13 protein-coding genes are annotated in these 17,195 nt (G+C 72.3%); 5 read left to right on the forward strand and 8 right to left on the reverse strand.

Annotated elements, in window-relative coordinates; genetic code table 11:
* Positions 1 to 23 precede the first annotated feature (23 nt).
* The 5 genes from ACH4UM_RS16780 to ACH4UM_RS16800 form a co-directional block, all read right to left on the reverse strand.
* Entirely contained in the window at positions 24 to 1,055 is a 1,032-nt protein-coding gene (locus tag ACH4UM_RS16780) for an esterase-like activity of phytase family protein (protein ID WP_398179028.1), read from the reverse strand.
* Positions 1,056 to 1,106: 51 nt separating this feature from the next.
* Positions 1,107 to 2,033: a serine hydrolase gene (locus ACH4UM_RS16785; protein WP_398179031.1), complete on the reverse strand. Its 927-nt coding sequence runs from the start codon at positions 2,031 to 2,033 to the stop codon at positions 1,107 to 1,109.
* A 561-nt stretch (positions 2,034 to 2,594) separates the two neighbouring features.
* Positions 2,595 to 4,280 carry a thiamine pyrophosphate-binding protein gene (locus ACH4UM_RS16790; RefSeq protein ID WP_398179034.1) on the reverse strand — a complete coding sequence of 562 codons (1,686 nt, stop codon included), beginning with the start codon at positions 4,278 to 4,280 and terminating at the stop codon, positions 2,595 to 2,597.
* A 23-nt stretch (positions 4,281 to 4,303) separates the two neighbouring features.
* The gene (gene speB / locus ACH4UM_RS16795; RefSeq protein WP_398179037.1) at positions 4,304 to 5,272 is read right to left on the reverse strand and encodes an agmatinase; all 969 of its coding nucleotides are present in this window, start codon (positions 5,270 to 5,272) and stop codon (positions 4,304 to 4,306) included.
* A gap of 56 nt (positions 5,273 to 5,328) precedes the next feature.
* On the reverse strand, positions 5,329 to 6,789 hold the full coding sequence (locus ACH4UM_RS16800; RefSeq protein WP_398179040.1) for a sodium:solute symporter: 1,461 nt from the start codon (positions 6,787 to 6,789) through the stop codon (positions 5,329 to 5,331).
* A 220-nt stretch (positions 6,790 to 7,009) separates the two neighbouring features.
* On the opposite strand from ACH4UM_RS16800, the gene ACH4UM_RS16805 reads away from it, so the two are divergent.
* Entirely contained in the window at positions 7,010 to 8,692 is a 1,683-nt protein-coding gene (locus tag ACH4UM_RS16805) for a PucR family transcriptional regulator (protein WP_398179042.1), read from the forward strand.
* A 94-nt stretch (positions 8,693 to 8,786) separates the two neighbouring features.
* Entirely contained in the window at positions 8,787 to 9,602 is an 816-nt protein-coding gene (locus ACH4UM_RS16810) for a phosphatase (protein ID WP_398179045.1), read from the forward strand.
* A gap of 103 nt (positions 9,603 to 9,705) precedes the next feature.
* Here ACH4UM_RS16810 and tesB read toward each other — a convergent pair whose 3' ends face one another.
* The 3 genes from tesB to ACH4UM_RS16825 form a co-directional block, all read right to left on the reverse strand.
* Positions 9,706 to 10,578: an acyl-CoA thioesterase II gene (gene tesB / locus ACH4UM_RS16815; protein WP_398179048.1), complete on the reverse strand. Its 873-nt coding sequence runs from the start codon at positions 10,576 to 10,578 to the stop codon at positions 9,706 to 9,708.
* Positions 10,579 to 10,622: 44 nt separating this feature from the next.
* The gene (locus tag ACH4UM_RS16820) at positions 10,623 to 11,780 is read right to left on the reverse strand and encodes an acyl-CoA dehydrogenase family protein (RefSeq protein WP_398179051.1); all 1,158 of its coding nucleotides are present in this window, start codon (positions 11,778 to 11,780) and stop codon (positions 10,623 to 10,625) included.
* Positions 11,781 to 11,912: 132 nt separating this feature from the next.
* On the reverse strand, positions 11,913 to 12,533 hold the full coding sequence (locus ACH4UM_RS16825; protein WP_398179053.1) for a TetR/AcrR family transcriptional regulator: 621 nt from the start codon (positions 12,531 to 12,533) through the stop codon (positions 11,913 to 11,915).
* A gap of 95 nt (positions 12,534 to 12,628) precedes the next feature.
* On the opposite strand from ACH4UM_RS16825, the gene ACH4UM_RS16830 reads away from it, so the two are divergent.
* The 3 genes from ACH4UM_RS16830 to ACH4UM_RS16840 are packed head-to-tail and all read left to right on the forward strand — an operon-like array spanning position 12,629 to position 17,192.
* On the forward strand, positions 12,629 to 14,245 hold the full coding sequence (locus ACH4UM_RS16830; RefSeq protein WP_398179056.1) for a carboxyl transferase domain-containing protein: 1,617 nt from the start codon (positions 12,629 to 12,631) through the stop codon (positions 14,243 to 14,245).
* 17 nt (positions 14,246 to 14,262) lie between these two features.
* Positions 14,263 to 16,245 carry a biotin carboxylase N-terminal domain-containing protein gene (locus ACH4UM_RS16835; RefSeq protein ID WP_398179059.1) on the forward strand — a complete coding sequence of 661 codons (1,983 nt, stop codon included), beginning with the start codon at positions 14,263 to 14,265 and terminating at the stop codon, positions 16,243 to 16,245.
* A complete protein-coding gene (locus tag ACH4UM_RS16840) occupies positions 16,242 to 17,192 on the forward strand; it encodes a hydroxymethylglutaryl-CoA lyase (RefSeq protein WP_398179062.1) in 951 nt (316 codons plus the stop codon). The genes ACH4UM_RS16835 and ACH4UM_RS16840 overlap by 4 nt, the downstream gene beginning before the upstream one ends.
* Positions 17,193 to 17,195: the final 3 nt, after the last annotated feature.

Here is a 17,195-nt window from a genome sequence, read left to right on the forward strand (position 1 = left end):
CGGATTTCATCCCTCCGCAGCGATCACGCACGTACTCGCAGGTAATAGAAGCGGGTCGTCTGCACCGCGCTCTGGTTGTCGTCGCTCACCAGCACCACCCTCAGGCGGCCCCTCGCCCCGCCGGTGATCGTCATGCCCTCGATGTTGTCCAGGAGTGGGTTCGGCTGGGGCTGCTTGGCGGTGGCGCCGAGAGAGGGGCAGGAGGCGATGTCGGTGAGGAGGGTCTTCCTGATCGCGCGGACGCCGTTCCGACCGGTGAGGTTCTCGATGCCGCGGGTGTCGGTGGCGTGCCGTGGGTCGGCCAGGTAGAGGCGGACCGTGTTGCCGGCGCCGGAGGTGAAGCCTCGCTCCAGGACCAGCAGGCGGCCGTCGGGGGTGGCCTGGACCTCGGCGACACCGAGGCCGTCGTCCGTGCGGTAGGCGTACTGGGCGGCGAGCCGGAAGTGGCCGTCGTCCCCGGTCCGCCGCCACGTCTGGAAGCGGACGATGCCTGCGGCGTCGCCGGAGATCGCGTCCTCCATCGACGCGAGCAGGGTGTGGCCGCCGGGCAGCAGGGTGAGGCCCTCGAGGGTCTGGTTGGCGGTGGCGCGGCCGGCCGGGGCGACCAGGAGCGAGGACGGTACCGGGAGGCGGTCGAGGATGCGGCCGTCGCGCGAATAGCGGCGCACGGACGGCTCGGTCTCGGAGGTGACCAGCCGGCTGCCGTCGCGGTCCACGGCCAGGCCCTCGGAGTCGAGCGCGGCGCCGGTCTCGTCGGCGAGCCGGACGGCGTTCCCCGGCCGGAGAGTCGTGCGGTCCAGGCCGAACAGCGACGAGCGGTCGGAGAGCGCGGCGAGGGAGCCGTCCCGGTCCACCGCGAGCGCGGAGAGGTTGCCGACGAAGGTGCCCTGATACGTCGTCTTGTCCAGCGCGTCGGAGAAGCGGTCGAGGGAGACGGTGGGCGAACAGGCGTGGTTCCGGGCCGTGTCGGCGGTGGCGGCGGCCGGCCCTGCGGTCGGGCAGGTGGCCGCCGCCAGGCCGGCGGTGAGGGTCGCGAGTACGGTTCTCAGGCGCATGAGCGTCACCGTAGGACGCGCGGGTGACCGGGGACACCTCCCCATGAAGCGTCAGCCGGTGGGCGGCACCGCCACGAAGGCCTCCTTGGGCGAGGTCGTCGGGGTGTAGAGCGTCGTGCTCGTCGTGGTGGGGACGAGGTCCTTGTGGATGGCCTTCGCGATGTTCTGGATGGTGGTGACGCCGTAGTCCATGGTGCTGTTGTCCTGCGTGAGCACCGTGATCATGTAGTCGTGGCCGGCGCCGTTGAAGGTGCCGACGCTGTGCACCCGCCAGCCGTGCGTGGCGCGCTGCAGCCAGCCGTTCTTGACGTGCACGGCGACGGAGGACGGCGCCCCGGCGGGCGTGCCCCAGCGCTGCGAGGAGATGACCTGGCTCATCAGCTTGAGGATGTAGGCGCGGGAGTTGTCGCTCAGCACGGAGTTCTTCGCCGTGATCAGGCCGAGCAGCTTCTGCTCGTCGCGCACGGTGATCTGGGTCAGGCCCCAGTAGCCACCCGCGCCCGGCTTGGTCTGGGTCATGCCGGCGGCGGTGAGGAAGCCCTGCACCTTCGACACGCCCAACTGCTTCCACAGGGTGGAGGTCGCGCTGTTGTCCGACTGGGTGATCATGGCCTTGGCCAGGTCGGCCTCGGTCTGCGTGAGGTAGCGGTTGTGCTGCTTGGCGTCCCAGAGCAGTGTGGCGAGCACGGTCACCTTGACGACGCTGGCGGAGTCGTAGGCGGTCGACTCCCTCAGTGTGCAGGTGGTGTTGGTGCTGCGGTCGCGCAGACCGACGGCGATGGTGCCGGTGCGGCCCGCCATGGCCGCGGTGATGTCCTTCTGCAGCTTGGCGGCCAGGCCCGCGTTGCCGGAAGTGCAGCTGACCGTCGGGGTGGTGGCCGCGGCGGGCGTCGCGGCGGCCACGCAGGGAACGAGCATCCCGGCGCCGAGGCCGACCGCCGCGAGCGCTCTGGCACGTCGGGTTATCCAGTGAGTCATGCCCAGTTGACGCCTGGGTCCGCTGGAATGGTTGTACGAACGGCGAAGGTTTGATCAGTCGTTACCGTCTCCCCCCAGGTCCCCCCCAAGAAAGGCGTGAGCATCCCAGCCCTCGCTGTACCCATGTCGCTCGTTCGAGCGTCTGAGCGCCGTTCGCCTGCCCAGTGCTCACGCTTTCCAGAGTGGGTGTCAGCCGAAGACCGGACTCGCCCAGGCCTTCGACACCGCGGGCCGCGCCTGCCCGGGCGACGGCACCGTCCAGGGACTCACCGCGCACCTGACGCAGGTCGTGCGCGTCGTCCGCCGGCACCCGGCCACGGCCGCACCGACAAGGCGATGACCCTCGCCGGGCTCAGGGAACTGGTGCACAACGGCGAGTTGCACCCTGTCCGGCTCGGCGGCACGGGCGGTGGCCCCGGAGGGGGAACAACGGCGTCGCCTCCGGGGTCACGGCCTGGGTGCAGCGGCACGGCACGGCGGTGAGGGAGAGCGCGTACGGCAAGAGCGCCTCCTCCTCGCAGAGCGGCCGGCCGACGCTCCACCGCCTGGATCCGTCGGACGTCAGCCGAGGTGCGTCGGCGCGAACATCCGCAGCACCACGGGCAGCACGACCACCGACGGCCCCGGTTCGGCAAGGGCCTTCGCCAGGTCGGCCTCCAGGGTGCCGGGGCTCGTACGGACTCCCGGGACCCCGAAGGACTCGGCGAGGGCCACGTAGTCCGGGCGGGTGAGTTCCGTCGCGGTGGGCCGGCCGAAGGCGTGGGTCATGTACTCGCGGAGGATGCCGTAGCCGCCGTCGTCGACGATCAGCCAGGTGACGTTCAGGTCGTACTGGCGGGCCGTGGCCAGTTCGGCGATCGAGTACAGGGCTCCGCCGTCGCCCGAGACCGCGAGGACCGGGCGGGTGGGGTCCGCGGCCGCCGCGCCGAGCGCCGCGGGGAAGCCGTAGCCGAGGCCGCCGGCGCCCTGGGCCGAGTGCATGGTGTTGGGGCCCTGGGCGTCGAAGGCCGACCAGGCCCAGTACGCCAGGATCGTCATGTCCCAGAAGGACGGGGAGGCGGCGGGCAGCGCGCGGCGGACCGAGGCCAGCACGTCCTGCTCCAGGGTGAGTTCCTGGGACGCGAGGCGGTCGCGGACCTTGGCCAGGACCTCCCGCACGCGGGTCGCCGCGTCCTCGTCCGCCCGCTCCGCCACCGTCTCCAGCAGCGCCTGCAACGCCAGGCGGGCGTCGGCGTGGATGCCCAGCGCCGGGTGGTTGGACTCCAGCTTGCCGAGGTCCGCCTCGATCTGGACCACACGGCCGCGCGGCTTGAACGTGTGGTAGTTCGAGGAGAGTTCGCCCAGGCCCGAGCCGACCACCAGCAGGACGTCGGCGTCCTCCAGGAAGTCGGTGGTGTGGCGGTCCTCCAGCCAGGACTGCAACGACAGCGGGTGCTCCCAGGGGAAGGCGCCCTTGCCGCCGAAGGTCGTGACCACCGGGGCCCGGAGCCGCTCCGCCAGCGCCAGCAGCTTGCCCGACGCGTCCGCCCGGACCACTCCCCCGCCCGCGATGATCGCCGGACGGGCCGCCTTCGACAGCAGGTCGGCCGCCACCGCCGTCAGTTCGGGACGCGGGGCCAGTTCCTCCGGTGTCGCGTCCACCGCCGTCACCACCGGCAGGCCGGTGCGGTCCAGCAGGACGTCCTGCGGGATCTCCACCCACACCGGGCCGTGCGGAGCCGTCAGCGCCGACTTCCACGCGGCCGCGATGGCTGAGGGGATCTGGGACTGGGTGCGCACCGTGTGGACCGACTTCACCACGCCCCTGAACGAGGCCGCCTGGTCGGCCAGTTCGTGCAGGTAGCCGTGGCGGCCGCCGCCGAGGCCCGCGGTCGGGATCTGGCTGCTGATCGCCAGGACGGGGGCGGAGGCGGCGGCGGCCTCCTGGAGGGCGGCCAGGGACGTCAGCGCCCCCGGGCCCGTGGACAGCAGCAGCGGGGCCGCCTCGCCCGTGATCCTGCCGTAGGCGTCCGCCGCGAAGCCCGCGTTGTTCTCCACCCGCAGGCCGACGTACGTCAGGTCCGAGCGGCGCAGCGCGTCGAACATGCCGAGGGCGTGCTGGCCGGGCAGGCCGAAGACGGTGGTGGCGCCGAGCCCGGTCAGGGTCTCCACGACCAGGTCTCCGCCGTTGCGGCCCGGTGGGGGGTTCAGCGCGGCCTCCGTCTGTGCGGGCGTCGGGCGGAGTACCAGGTCGTGGTCGTGAGTCACTTGGGCTCGGTCCCCTACAGGAGTTACGCGTTGCGGGCCGCCGCGATCTGGCGGCTCATGATGGTGGTCAGTTCGTACGCGGTGTGCGAGGCCGCCACCGACGTGATCTCGGCGTGGTCGTACGCCGGCGCCACCTCGACGACATCCGCCGACACCAGGTTGCAGGACGCCAGGCCGCGCAGGATCTCCAGGAGTTCGCGGGAGGTCATGCCGCCCGCCTCCGGGGTGCCGGTGCCCGGCGCGTGCGCGGGGTCGAGGCAGTCGATGTCGATGGAGATGTACAGCGGGCGGTCACCGATGCGCTGACGCAGCTGGTCGGCCACCTCGTCGGCGCCCCGCCGGTAGATGTCCGCCGAGGTGACGATGCCGAAGCCCATCTTCTCGTCGTCGGTGAGGTCCTGCTTGCCGTACAGCGGGCCGCGGGTGCCGACGTGGGAGAGCGCCTCGGTGTCGAGAATGCCCTCCTCCACCGCCCGGCGGAAGGGCGTGCCGTGCGTGTACTCGGCGCCGAAGTACGTGTCCCAGGTGTCGAGGTGGGCGTCGAAGTGGAGCAGGGCCACCGGGCCGTGCTTCTTCGCGACCGAGCGCAGCAGCGGCAGCGCGATGGTGTGGTCGCCGCCCAGGGTCATCAGACGGGCGCCGGTGCCGAGCAGGTCGTCGGCGGCCGCCTCGACGGTCTCCACGGCCTCGTTGATGTTGAAGGGGTTCACGGCGATGTCGCCGCCGTCGGCCACCTGGGCGAGGGCGAAGGGCGAGGCGTCCTGCGCCGGGTTGTAGGGGCGCAGCAGCCGGGACGCCTCGCGGATGGCGTTGCCGCCGAAGCGGGCGCCCGGCCGGTACGAGACGCCGGAGTCGAACGGCACGCCCACGACGGCGACATCGGCGGTGCCGACCTCGTCGAGGCGGGGCAGCCGGGCGAAGGTGGCGGGGCCGGCGTACCGCGGCACGCGGGAGGAGTCGACGGGGCCGCGGGGCGTCTCGTTGCTGCTCATGATGAAATGCCTTCTTTCCTGCGCTTCGTCGCGCATGTACTGCTTTCCATACGACTCTACTGGTGAGCCGGGACCGGTTCGGACACGAGTTCGGGGATCTGCCCGGCGAGGCGCTCGCGCCAGGCGGTGAGGACGGCCTCGTCGGTCGGCCGGGTCACCAGGGAGACGGCGACGTAGGCGGCCAGGGAGGACAGCAGTCCGTAGTAGACGGGCTCGTTGGCGAGGACACCGAAGGCCGCCATCAGGCCGATGACCGCGAGGCCGCCGACGATCACGGAGGCCAGCGCGCCCTGCACGGTGCCGCGCTTCCACAGCAGCCCGCCGAGGATCGGCACGAGCAGTCCGCCGACGAGCAGGTTGTAGGCGACGGTGAGCGCCTCGACGACGTTGTCGAGCACGATCGCGGTGCCGATCACGCCCAGGCCCATGATCAGAACGAAGGCGCGGTTGCCCCTCACCTCGTCGTGCGTGTCCTCGGCGCGGCGGACGACGCCCCGCAGCCGGGACCAGATGTCGTTGTCGGCGACGGTCGCGCAGGCGATCAGCGCGCCGGAGGAGGTGGACATCACGGCGGCCAGCGCGGCGGCGAGCACCAGTCCGCGCACCCCGATGGGCAGTTCGTCCTTGACGATGGTCGCGAAGGCGTCGTCGGCGCTGCCCAGGTTCGGGTAGAGCACCTTGGCCGCCGTGCCGATGACCGCGCCGGCCAGGGCGTAGACCAGACAGTAGGTGCCGGCGACCGTGCCGCCCCACCTGGCGGTCCTGTCGCTGCGTGCGGTGAACACGCGCTGCCAGATGTCCTGGCCGATGAGCATGCCGAAGGTGTAGATCAGGACGTAGGTGAAGATCGTCTCGCCGCCGATGCCCAGCGGGTCGAAGTACGGGGTCGGCAGCTTGGCCCTCATCTCGCTGAAGCCGCCCGCCTTGACCACGGCGATCGGCAGCAGGAGCAGCAGGACACCGATGGTCTTCACGACGAACTGCACCATGTCGGTCAGCGTGATCGACCACATGCCGCCGAGGGTGGAGTAGGCGACGACGATCGAGCCGCCGAGGATGATCGCGACCGTGCGGTTCATGTCGAACAGGACGTCGAAGATCGTGGCGTAGGCGATGGTGGAGGTGACGGCGAGCATCAGGGTGTACGCCCACATGACGACACCGGAGATGACGCCCGCCCGGCCGCCGTAGCGCAGGTCGAGCATTTCGGAGACGGTGTAGACCTTCAGCCGGGCGATGCGGGCCGAGAAGAACACCGACAGGGCCAGCAGGCCGAGGCCGATGGTGAAGACCATCCAGGCGCCGGAGAGGCCGTACCTGTAGCCGAGGCCGACGCCGCCGATGGTGGACGCGCCGCCGAGAACGATCGCCGCCATGGTGCCCGAGTACATCGCGGGTCCGAGGCGGCGGCCCGCCACCAGGAACTCGCTCTTGGACCTGGCGCGGCGCATGCCCCACCAGCCCATGGCCAGCATGCCGGCCAGATAGACGACGATCACTGTGTAGTCGACGGCCATGTGGGGCCCTCCTTCGCGCACATTCCGGTGGCGTGTCGTGCAAGGTCGTGTGCATTGCCCGGGGCAGGACGCCGGCAGCGGCTCGCGGGGACATCCGCCCGTACCCGCGGCTGCCGGTCCGGACTTGACACTAGGTGGCCGGAAAGCGGCTGCGAAGTGTACGTTTCATCCATTCGAGAGGGACGGGATGGAGGGAACGCACACCGTGCCGGACTCATCGATGTCATCCGCACCGGCGGTCCCACCGACCCCACCGGTCCCGCTGTCGGCACTGCTGGCCCGCGAGGACCTCGCCCTGCGCCGGATCGCGGGTCCGGCGGACCGGGACACCGTGATCCACTGGGCGCACACCTCGGAGATGTCCGATCCCTACCCCTACCTGCTGGGCGGCGAGCTGCTGCTGACGGCGGGCGTGCACGTCCCGCGGACGGCGGTCGCGGACCCCGCGAGCACGTACTTCGGCGACTACGTCTCCCGGATCGTCGCGGCGGGCGGCGCGGCCCTCGGTTTCGGCCTGGCGCCGCTGTACGACACGGTGCCGCCCGCCCTGGTGGCGGCCTGCGACGCGTACGGCCTGCCGCTGCTGGAGGTCCCGCCGCAGACCACCTTCTCCGGCGTGGCCCGCGCCGTGTGGCAGCTGATGGCCCAGGCCCGCCTGGCCGAACTCCGCCGGGTCACCGAGGCCCAGCAGAGCCTGGCCGCCGCGGCCGCCCGCCCGGACCCCGTGCCCTCGGTCCTGCGCCGGCTCGCCCAGCGGGTGACGGGCCGGGCGGTGCTGTACGGGCCCGACGGCACGGAGATCGCCGCGGCGGGCCGGGAGCACACACAGCAGGTGCGGCAGGCGCTCGCCGGGCTCGCGGCGGTGGTACGGCCCACCACCACGACCGCGGGCCCGGCAACCGCCCCCACCACCACCGCGGGCCCGGCGCCTGCCGCTACCACCGCCACCCGGCCCGCGCACACCACCGCCGCGCGACCCGCCGCCTCTTCCGCCACGGGGCCCGCGCGCACCACCGCGGCCGCCGCCCAGTCCGCCCGCACCACCGCGGCCGCCGCCCAGTCCGCCCGCACCACCGCGGCCGCCGCCCGGCCCGCCCCCTCCTCCGCCACCGACACGGTCGCCGGCACCCATCTCGCCGCGTACGCCCTCGGCACCGGCCAGGGTTTCGTGCTCGCCGTCGCCGCTCCGCACCGCGACCCCGGCGACCACACCATCGCGTCCGTGGCCGCCGTACTGCTCTCCCTCCTGACCGGCGAGCACCAGAGCGCCACGGGAGCGGCCCGCTCCTCGGCGCTCGTACGGCTGCTGCTGGGCGCCCCGCCCGAGCAGGTGGCCCCGCTGCTCGGGTCCGGGCGGTGGGTCGTCGTGCACGCGCGGCCGGACGCACAGGCCCCGGACGCCGTGGCCGCCTCGGCGCTCGGCGCCGCCCTGGGCTCGGCGCTGGTCGACCTCGCGGACGGTGTCGTACGGGTCCTCGTCCCCGCCGAGCGCGAACCGGCGCCGCAGCCCGGCTGGACCCTCGGCGTGAGCGCCGCCGTCGCCCCGGGCGACTGGCCGGCCGCCGACACCCAGGCGGCCCGCGCCCTGGCCCGGGCCCGTGCCACCCGCACCGCCCTGCTCCGGCACGGCGCCCGCCCCGGCCTCACCGGCCTGCTCCCGCCCGAGGAGGCCGACGCGCACGCCCGCGCGCTCCTCGCGCCCGTGGCCGCGGTGCCCGCGCTCACCGAGACGCTGCGCACCTGGCTCTCCCTGCACGGCAGTTGGGACCGCACCGCGGTCGCCCTGGCGGTGCACCGCAACACCGTCCGCCAGCGGATCGCCCGTTGCGCCACCCTGCTCGACGCCGACCTCGACGACCCCGACGTACGCATGGAACTGTGGTTCGCGCTGCGGCGCGGCTGACGGTTCCCGGCCCACCCGGTCCGACGGCGTGACCCATGTCCCAGCGGCCGGGACGCCGAGGCCGGACACCGGCCGCTGCACCACAATGGGAGCCATGCCGATACCCGGGACACCCAGCCGCGTTGAGCTCGTCGACCACCTCGTGAGGACCCGTATCGCGGGGGACGTCGCCACGCCCCGCGAGAACAACCTCTCCCACTACCGAAAGCTCGCGAACGGCGACCGCAACTTCTGGCTCGGCCTGGAGCTCGGCGACCGCTGGAGCGACGAGCAGGACGTGCTCGCGGTGATGGCGGAACGTGTCGGCGTCAGCGACGACCCGGAGCACCGCCACGGCCAGGACACCATCGACCCCGAGCTGACCGTGGCCGCGCTGGACCGGCTGGCGGGCCGGCTGCGCAAGGCGGCCGACGGGCAGCAGCGGGTGCTGTTCGCCACCGGCCACCCCGGCGGTCTGCTGGACGTGCACCGCGCCACGGCCGCCGCGCTGCGCACCGCCGGCTGCGAGATCGTCGTCATCCCGGACGGACTGCAGACGGACGAGGGGTACGTCGTGCAGTTCGCGGACGTGGCGGTGCTCGAGCACGGCGCCACGCTGTGGCACACCCACTCCGGTCAGCCGATGCGGGCCATCCTCACCGGCCTGGAGCGCGAGGGCCGCCCGCTGCCCGACCTGGTCGTCGCCGACCACGGCTGGGCGGGCTACGCCGGTCAGCACGGGGTGGACTCCGTCGGCTACGCCGACTCCAACGACCCGGCCCTCTTCCTCGCGGAGGCCGAGGGGACCGTTCAGGTGACGGTGCCGCTCGACGACCACGTGGTCAGCCCCCGGTACTACGACCCGATGACGGCGTATCTGCTGGACCAGGCGGGGCTGGGCGGGCCGGCCGGGCCGGGCCCGCGGGCCTGAACCCGAACGGGACATGTCCGGCGGCGGCGATCACCGCGAAGGTGCTCTCGCCGCCCGCCGGTGTCCTGCCGTGCCGTCTGCCGCGCGGTCTGCGCCGTGCCCCTCAGTTCTCCCGGGGAACGCGGACCACGCCCTCCTGGATCACCGAGATGGCCAGCCGGCCGTCCTGCGTGTAGATACGGGCCTGGCCCAGGCCCCGGCCGCCGTGCGCCGAGGGGGACTCCTGGTCGTACAGCAGCCACTCGTCGGCCCTGAACGGCCGGTGGAACCACATGGCGTGGTCCAGCGAGGCCCCCACCACGTCACCGACCGCCCAGCCGCCGCGGCCGTGCGCGAGCAGCACGGAGTCGAGGAGCGTCATGTCGGAGACGTAGGTGGCGAGGACGACGTGGAGCAGGGGGTCGTCGTCGAGCTTGCCGTTGGTGCGGAACCACACCTGGGAGTGCGGTTCGCGCGGCTCGCCGAACCTGCCGTACGGCGGCTCGTCGACGTAGCGCAGGTCGACGGCCTCGCGGGCCTCGAGGAAGCGCTCGACGACCTGGGCGGGAAGGTGGTCGTAGCCGCGCAGGCGCTGCTGGGAGGTGGGCAGGGTCTCCGGGTCCGGCGAGAGGGGCATGGGGGTCTGGTGGTCCAGGCCCTCCTCGAACGTCTGGAAGGACGCGGAGAGGTGGAAGATCGGCTGCCCGTGCTGGACCGCGACCACCCGGCGGGTGGTGAAGGAGCGGCCGTCGCGGATGCGGTCCACCGTGTAGACGATGGGCGCGCCGGGGTCGCCGGGGCGCAGGAAGTACGCGTGCAGCGAGTGCGCGTGCCGGTCCTCGGGGACCGTGCGCCCGGCGGCGACCAGGGCCTGCGCGGCGACCTGCCCGCCGAAGACGCGGGGCACGACGGCGGAGCAGGACTGGCCGCGGAAGATGTCCTGCTCGATCCGCTCGAGGTCGAGCAGATCGAGCAGGGACTGGAGTGCCTGACTCATACGTCAGTTGTATCCTGCACTGTTTTCGTGGGCGTAGGGGGCTCTTACAGGCCCATGTCCTTGGCGATGATCGTCTTCATGATCTCGCTGGTGCCGCCGTAGATGCGGTTGACCCGGTTGTCCGCGTACAGGCGGGCGATCGGGTACTCGTTCATGTAGCCGTAGCCGCCGTGCAGCTGGAGGCAGCGGTCGATGACACGGTGCGCGACCTCGGTGCAGAACAGCTTGGCCGAGGCGGCCTCGGCCGGGGTCAGCTCACCGGCGTCGAGGGCTTCCAGCGCCCGGTCGGCGACGGCCTCGGCGGCGTCCACCTCGGCCTGGCAGGCGGCCAGCTCGAACTTGGTGTTCTGGAAGTGGGCGACCGGCTTGCCGAAGACGGTGCGGTCCTGGACGTACTGCTTGGCGAACCGGACGGCGGCCTTGGCCTGCGCGTAGGCACCGAAGGCGATGCCCCAGCGCTCGGAGGGCAGGTTGGCGCCGAGGTAGTGGAAGCCCTTGTTCTCCTCGCCGAGCAGGTCCTCGACCGGAACCTTGACGTCGACGAACGCGAGCTCGGCGGTGTCGGAGGTCTTCAGACCGAGCTTGTCGAGCTTGCGGCCCACCGAGTAGCCCTCGGACCTGGTGTCCACGGCGAACAGGGAGATGCCGTGGCGGCGGTCCTCGGCGGTGGCCGGGGCGGTACGGGCGCAGACGATGACCTTGTCGGCGTGGACGCCGCCGGTGATGAACGTCTTGGCGCCGTTGAGGACGTAGTGCGTGCCGTCCTCGCTCGGCTTGGCGGTGGTCTTCATGCCCGCGAGGTCGGAGCCGGTGCCGGGCTCGGTCATCGCGATGGCCCACATCTCCTCGGCGGAGACGAACTTGGGCAGGAAGCGCTTCTTCTGCTCGTCGGTGGCGAGCATCTTGATGTAGGGGAGGGCCAGGAGGACGTGCACGCCCGAGCCACCGAAGGTGACGCCCGCGCGGGCCGTCTCCTCGTACTGGATGGCCTCGAACTTGTGGCTCTCCAGGCCGGCGCCGCCGAACTCCTCGGGGACGTTGATGCCGAAGAGGCCGAGTTCGGCGAGCTTGTAGTAGAACTCGCGCGGGGCCTGGCCGGCGGCGAACCACTCGTCGTACACCGGTACGACCTCGGCCTCGATAAAGGCGCGAAGGGTCTCCCGGAACGCCTCGTGATCCTCGTTGAACACCGTACGGCGCACGCCGCCACCTCCACGTACCATCGCCTGTCTAAGCGCTTGCTCATGCCAAACGTACCGGCGGGTAGGCAAGCCCGTAAAGAGCAGCCGCCGTAACGCTCGTCACGCCCGTTTCGCGCTCACACCACCCCTCGCTCAGCCCGCCGCAGGCGACTGTGCCGAAGCGCCCGCCGAGGCGAACGCCCCCCGCGCCATCCGATGCAGCAGCGCCGCCGTGGCGGCGCGCCCCGGCAGCGAACCCGGACGCCCCAGGTGAGGCGTGGAGTTCAGCAGCCCGAACACCGAGTGGACCGCCGCGCGCGCGGCGGGCTCGGCCAGGTCCGGGTGGACCTGACGCACCACCTCCACCCACAGTTCGACGTACTGCCGCTGGAGCTGGCGCACGAGCTTGCGGTCACTGTCCCGGAGGCGGTCCAGCTCGCGGTCGTGCAGGGTGATGAGGGGACGGTCGTCGAGCGCGAAGTCGATGTGGCCCTCGATGAGCGAGTCCAGGACCGCGTCCGGGCCGGCCACCCCGTCGGCCTCCGCCAGGCGCCGCTTGGCCCCCGTCAGCAACTGACCGCTGATGCCGACCAGCAGCTCCGCGAGCATCGCGTCCTTGCCCGCGAAGTGCCGGTACAGCCCCGGCCCGCTGATGCCCACCGCGGCGCCTATCTCGTCGACGCCGACGCCGTGGAAGCCGCGTTCGGCGAAGAGCCGGGCGGCTTCCTTGAGGATCTGCTCGCGGCGGGTGGGGGCGTCGGTTCGCGTGGCCATGAAAACAATTCTAGACAGGGAGGTTAGCGGTCGTTAACCTGAAGGAAATGGTTAACGCTCATTAACAGTCCACCACTGGGTGAGGGGACCGCAGGATGCACGAGGCACCGGAGCTGACGAGCGCGGCCGATCCCGCGTCGGAGGCCTGGCGGGCCAACGAACAGGCGCACCGCGCACTCGTCGGCGAACTGCGCGGCAAGCTCGCCGCCGCCCGGCTCGGCGGTGGCGAGAAGGCCCGCGCCCGGCACACCGCGCGCGGGAAGCTGCTGCCACGCGACCGCGTGGACACGCTCCTCGACGCGGGCTCGCCCTTCCTGGAGCTGGCCCCGCTGGCCGCCGACGGGATGTACGACGGGCAGGCCCCGGCCGCCGGGGTCATCGCCGGGATCGGGCGGGTCAGCGGCCGCGAGTGCGTGATCGTCGCCAACGACGCCACCGTCAAGGGCGGGACGTACTACCCGATGACGGTGAAGAAGCACCTGCGTGCGCAGGAGGTGGCCCTGGAGAACCGCCTGCCCTGCCTCTACCTCGTGGACTCCGGCGGCGCCTTCCTGCCCATGCAGGACGAGGTCTTCCCCGACCGTGAGCACTTCGGGCGGATCTTCTACAACCAGGCCCGGATGTCGGGGGCCGGGATTGCGCAGATCGCCGCCGTCCTCGGGTCGTGCACCGCCGGTGGCGCCTACGTCCCGGCCATGAGCGACGAGGCCGTGATCGTCCGCAACCAGGGCACGATCTTCCTGGGCGGCCCCCCGCTGGTGAAAGCCGCCACCGGCGAGGTCGTCACCGCCGAGGAGCTCGGCGGCGGCGAGGTCCACTCCCGCACCTCCGGCGTCACCGACCACCTCGCCGAGGACGACGCCCACGCCCTGCGCATCGTGCGGAACATCGTCTCCACCCTCCCGGCGCGCGGCTCGCTCCCCTGGGAGGTCACCGCGTCCGTCGAGCCCAAGGTCGATCCCTACGGGCTCTACGGCGCCGTCCCGGCAGATCCCCGCACTCCCTACGACGTCCGCGAGATCATCGCGCGCGTGGTCGACGGCTCCCGTTTCGCCGAGTTCAAGGCCGAGTTCGGGCAGACCCTGGTCACCGGCTTCGCCCGGATCCACGGCCACCCGGTCGGGATCGTCGCCAACAACGGCATCCTGTTCTCCGAGTCGGCCCAGAAGGGCGCCCACTTCATCGAGCTGTGCGACCAGCGCGGCATCCCGCTGCTGTTCCTGCAGAACATCTCGGGCTTCATGGTGGGGCGCGACTACGAGGCGGGCGGCATCGCCAAGCACGGCGCCAAGATGGTCACGGCCGTGGCCTGCACGCGGGTACCCAAACTGACGGTCGTCGTCGGCGGGTCCTACGGCGCGGGCAACTACTCGATGTGCGGCCGGGCCTACTCCCCCCGCTTCTTGTGGATGTGGCCGAACGCCAAGATCTCCGTCATGGGCGGCGAGCAGGCCGCCTCGGTGCTCGCCACCGTCAAGCGGGACCAGCTCGAAGCACGCGGCGAGGAATGGCCCACGCAGGACGAGGAGTCCTTCAAGGCACCCATCCGCGCCCAGTACGACCGCCAGGGCAACGCCTACTACGCCACCGCCCGCCTCTGGGACGACGGCGTGATCGACCCGCTGGAGACCCGCCAGGTGCTGGGCCTGGCCCTGACCGCCTGCGCCAACGCCCCGCTGGGTGACCCCCAGTTCGGCGTCTTCCGGATGTGAGGGGGGACCTCGTGACGATGTTCGAAACAGTTCTGGTGGCCAACCGCGGCGAGATCGCCGTCCGCGTCATCCGCACCCTGCGGGCGCTCGGCGTCCGCTCGGTCGCCGTCTTCTCCGACGCCGACGCCGACGCCCGGCACGTGCGGGAGGCCGACACGGCGGTGCGGATCGGCCCGGCGCCCGCGGCAGAGAGCTACCTGTCCATCGAGCGGCTCCTGGAGGCCGCCGCCCGGACCGGCGCCCAGGCCGTCCACCCCGGGTACGGCTTCCTCGCGGAGAACGCCGAGTTCGCGCGTGCCTGCGAGGCGGCCGGGCTGGTCTTCATCGGACCGCCCGCGGACGCGATCTCGCTGATGGGCGACAAGATCCGCGCCAAGGAGACCGTGCGGGCGGCCGGCGTGCCGGTCGTCCCCGGCTCCAGCGGCTCCGGACTCGACGACGGGCAACTCGCCGCGGCCGCCCGCGAGATCGGGATGCCGGTGCTGCTCAAGCCCTCCGCGGGCGGCGGCGGCAAGGGCATGCGGCTGGTGCGGGACGCCGGCCTGCTCGCCGAGGAGATCGCCGCGGCCCGCCGTGAGGCCCGCGCCTCCTTCGGCGACGACACCCTCCTCGTCGAGCGCTGGGTCGACCGGCCCCGGCACATCGAGATCCAGGTGCTGGCCGACGGCCACGGCAACGTGATCCACCTCGGCGAGCGCGAGTGCTCCCTCCAGCGCCGCCACCAGAAGATCATCGAGGAGGCGCCCAGCGTGTTCCTCGACGACAAGACCCGGGCGGGGATGGGCGAGGCCGCGGTCCAGGCGGCCCTGTCCTGCGGCTACCGGGGCGCGGGCACGGTGGAGTTCATCGTGCCCGGCACGGACCCGGAGTCGTACTACTTCATGGAGATGAACACCCGTCTCCAGGTGGAACACCCGGTCACCGAGCTGATCACCGGCCTGGACCTGGTGGAGTGGCAGCTGCGGGTGGCGGCGGGCGAGCCCCTGCCGTACGCGCAGGAGGACATCGTCCTCACCGGTCACGCCATCGAGGCCCGGCTGTGCGCCGAGATCCCCGCGCGCGGTTTCCTGCCCTCGGGCGGCACGGTGCTCAGGCTGCGCGAGCCGCAGGGCTGGGGGTCCCCCCTGCTCGAAGAGCTTGGGGGAGGGGTGCGCACCGACTCCGGGCTGAGCGAGGGCACGGAGGTCGGCAGTCTGTACGACCCGATGCTGTCCAAGGTGATCGCCCACGGCCCGGACCGCGCCACCGCGCTCAGGAAGCTCCGCGCGGCCCTCGCGGCGACGGTCACGCTGGGCGTGCAGACCAACGCCGGGTTCCTGCGCCGGCTGCTGGCCCATCCGGCGGTCGTGGCGGGCGAGCTGGACACCGGGCTGGTGGAGCGGGTGGTCGACGAACTGGTCTCCACCGACGTACCGGAGGAGGTCTACGAGGCCGCCGCCGCCGTTCGCCTGGACGCGCTGCGCCCCAGGGGCGAGGGCTGGCAGGACCCCTTCTCCGTGCCGAGCGGCTGGCGGCTGGGCGGCGAGCCGAAGCCGGTGGCCTTCCCGCTGCGGGTGACCGACCCCGTGGAGTACACCCCGCGCGGCACCCACACCGTCACCGAGGACACGGTCTGTGTCACCCTCGACGGCGTCCGGCACACCTTCCACCGCGCCGCCGACTGGCTCGGCCGCGACGGCGACGCCTGGCACGTGCGCGACCACGACCCGGTGGCCGCGTCGCTCACCCGGGCGGCCCACTCCGGCGCCGACTCGCTGACCGCCCCCATGCCCGGCACGGTCACGGTGGTGAAGGTCGCCGTCGGCGACGAGGTGGCCGCGGGCCAGAGCCTGCTGGTGGTCGAGGCGATGAAGATGGAGCACGTCATCTCCGCCCCGCACGCCGGCACCGTCACCGAACTGGACGTCGCCCCGGGCACGACGGTCGCCATGGACCAGGTGCTGGCGGTCATCGCGCCGCACGACGGGGAGGACGCCGAGGACGGGGAGGAGACGGCATGAGCACCCCCGAGCTCGGTCTGCCCATGGTCGTCCCGGCTCCCGACCTGCCCGAGCGGGTCAGGATCCACGAGGTCGGCCCGCGTGACGGCCTGCAGAACGAGAAGGCGACCGTGCCCACCGAGGTCAAGGCGGAGTTCATCCGCCGTCTCGCCGACGCGGGCCTGACGACCGTGGAGGCCACCAGCTTCGTCCACCCGAAGTGGGTGCCCCAACTGGCCGACGCGGAGACCCTGTTCCCGCAGGTGAAGGACCTGAAGGGGGTGCACCTCCCGGTCCTGGTGCCGAACGCGCGCGGACTGGACCGCGCACTCGCCCTCGGCGCGCACCGCATCGCCGTCTTCGCCAGCGCCACCGAGTCCTTCGCCAAGGCCAACCTCAACCGCACGGTGGAGGAGTCCCTGGCGGTCTTCGACCCCGTCGTCACCCGTGCGAAGGACGAGGGCGCCCACGTCCGCGGCTATGTCTCCATGTGCTTCGGCGACCCCTGGGAGGGCGCCGTCCCCGTGCACCAGGTCGTCCACGTGTGCAGGGCGCTGCTGGACATGGGCTGCGACGAGCTGAGCCTCGGTGACACGATCGGGGTGGCCACCCCCGGCCATGTGCTGGAGCTGCTGGCCGCGCTCAACGAGGCCGGCGTGCCGACCAACGTCATCGGCGTGCACTTCCACGACACCTACGGCCAGGCCCTCGCCAACACCCTGGCCGCTCTCCAGCACGGCGTCACCACCGTCGACGCCTCCGCGGGCGGCCTCGGCGGCTGCCCCTACGCCAAGTCCGCCACCGGCAACCTCGCCACCGAGGACCTGGTGTGGATGCTGCGGGGCCTCGGCATCGACACCGGAGTCGACCTCGGCCGCCTCGTCGCCACGAGCGAGTGGATGGCCGACCGGCTGGGCCGCCCCAGCCCCTCCCGCACCCTCCGCGCCCTCTCCCACAAGGAGCAGTGATCG

It is taken from the genome of Streptomyces sp. NPDC020801 (assembly GCF_044334385.1).
Classification (GTDB): domain Bacteria; phylum Actinomycetota; class Actinomycetes; order Streptomycetales; family Streptomycetaceae; genus Streptomyces.

Bases quoted from the DNA above. Each gene is read 5' to 3' on its own strand.
- ACH4UM_RS16835 (WP_398179059.1), top strand. From the start codon at position 14,263: ATGTTCGAAACAGTTCTGGTGGCCAACCGCGGCGAGATCGCCGTCCGC.
- tesB (WP_398179048.1), bottom strand. From the start codon at position 10,578: ATGAGTCAGGCACTCCAGTCCCTGCTCGATCTGCTCGACCTCGAGCGG.
- ACH4UM_RS16780 (WP_398179028.1), bottom strand. From the start codon at position 1,055: ATGCGCCTGAGAACCGTACTCGCGACCCTCACCGCCGGCCTGGCGGCG.
- ACH4UM_RS16805 (WP_398179042.1), top strand. From the start codon at position 7,010: ATGTCATCCGCACCGGCGGTCCCACCGACCCCACCGGTCCCGCTGTCG.
- ACH4UM_RS16830 (WP_398179056.1), top strand. From the start codon at position 12,629: ATGCACGAGGCACCGGAGCTGACGAGCGCGGCCGATCCCGCGTCGGAG.
- speB (WP_398179037.1), bottom strand. From the start codon at position 5,272: ATGAGCAGCAACGAGACGCCCCGCGGCCCCGTCGACTCCTCCCGCGTG.
- ACH4UM_RS16825 (WP_398179053.1), bottom strand. From the start codon at position 12,533: ATGGCCACGCGAACCGACGCCCCCACCCGCCGCGAGCAGATCCTCAAG.
- ACH4UM_RS16800 (WP_398179040.1), bottom strand. From the start codon at position 6,789: ATGGCCGTCGACTACACAGTGATCGTCGTCTATCTGGCCGGCATGCTG.
- ACH4UM_RS16840 (WP_398179062.1), top strand. From the start codon at position 16,242: ATGAGCACCCCCGAGCTCGGTCTGCCCATGGTCGTCCCGGCTCCCGAC.
- ACH4UM_RS16785 (WP_398179031.1), bottom strand. From the start codon at position 2,033: ATGACTCACTGGATAACCCGACGTGCCAGAGCGCTCGCGGCGGTCGGC.
- ACH4UM_RS16810 (WP_398179045.1), top strand. From the start codon at position 8,787: ATGCCGATACCCGGGACACCCAGCCGCGTTGAGCTCGTCGACCACCTC.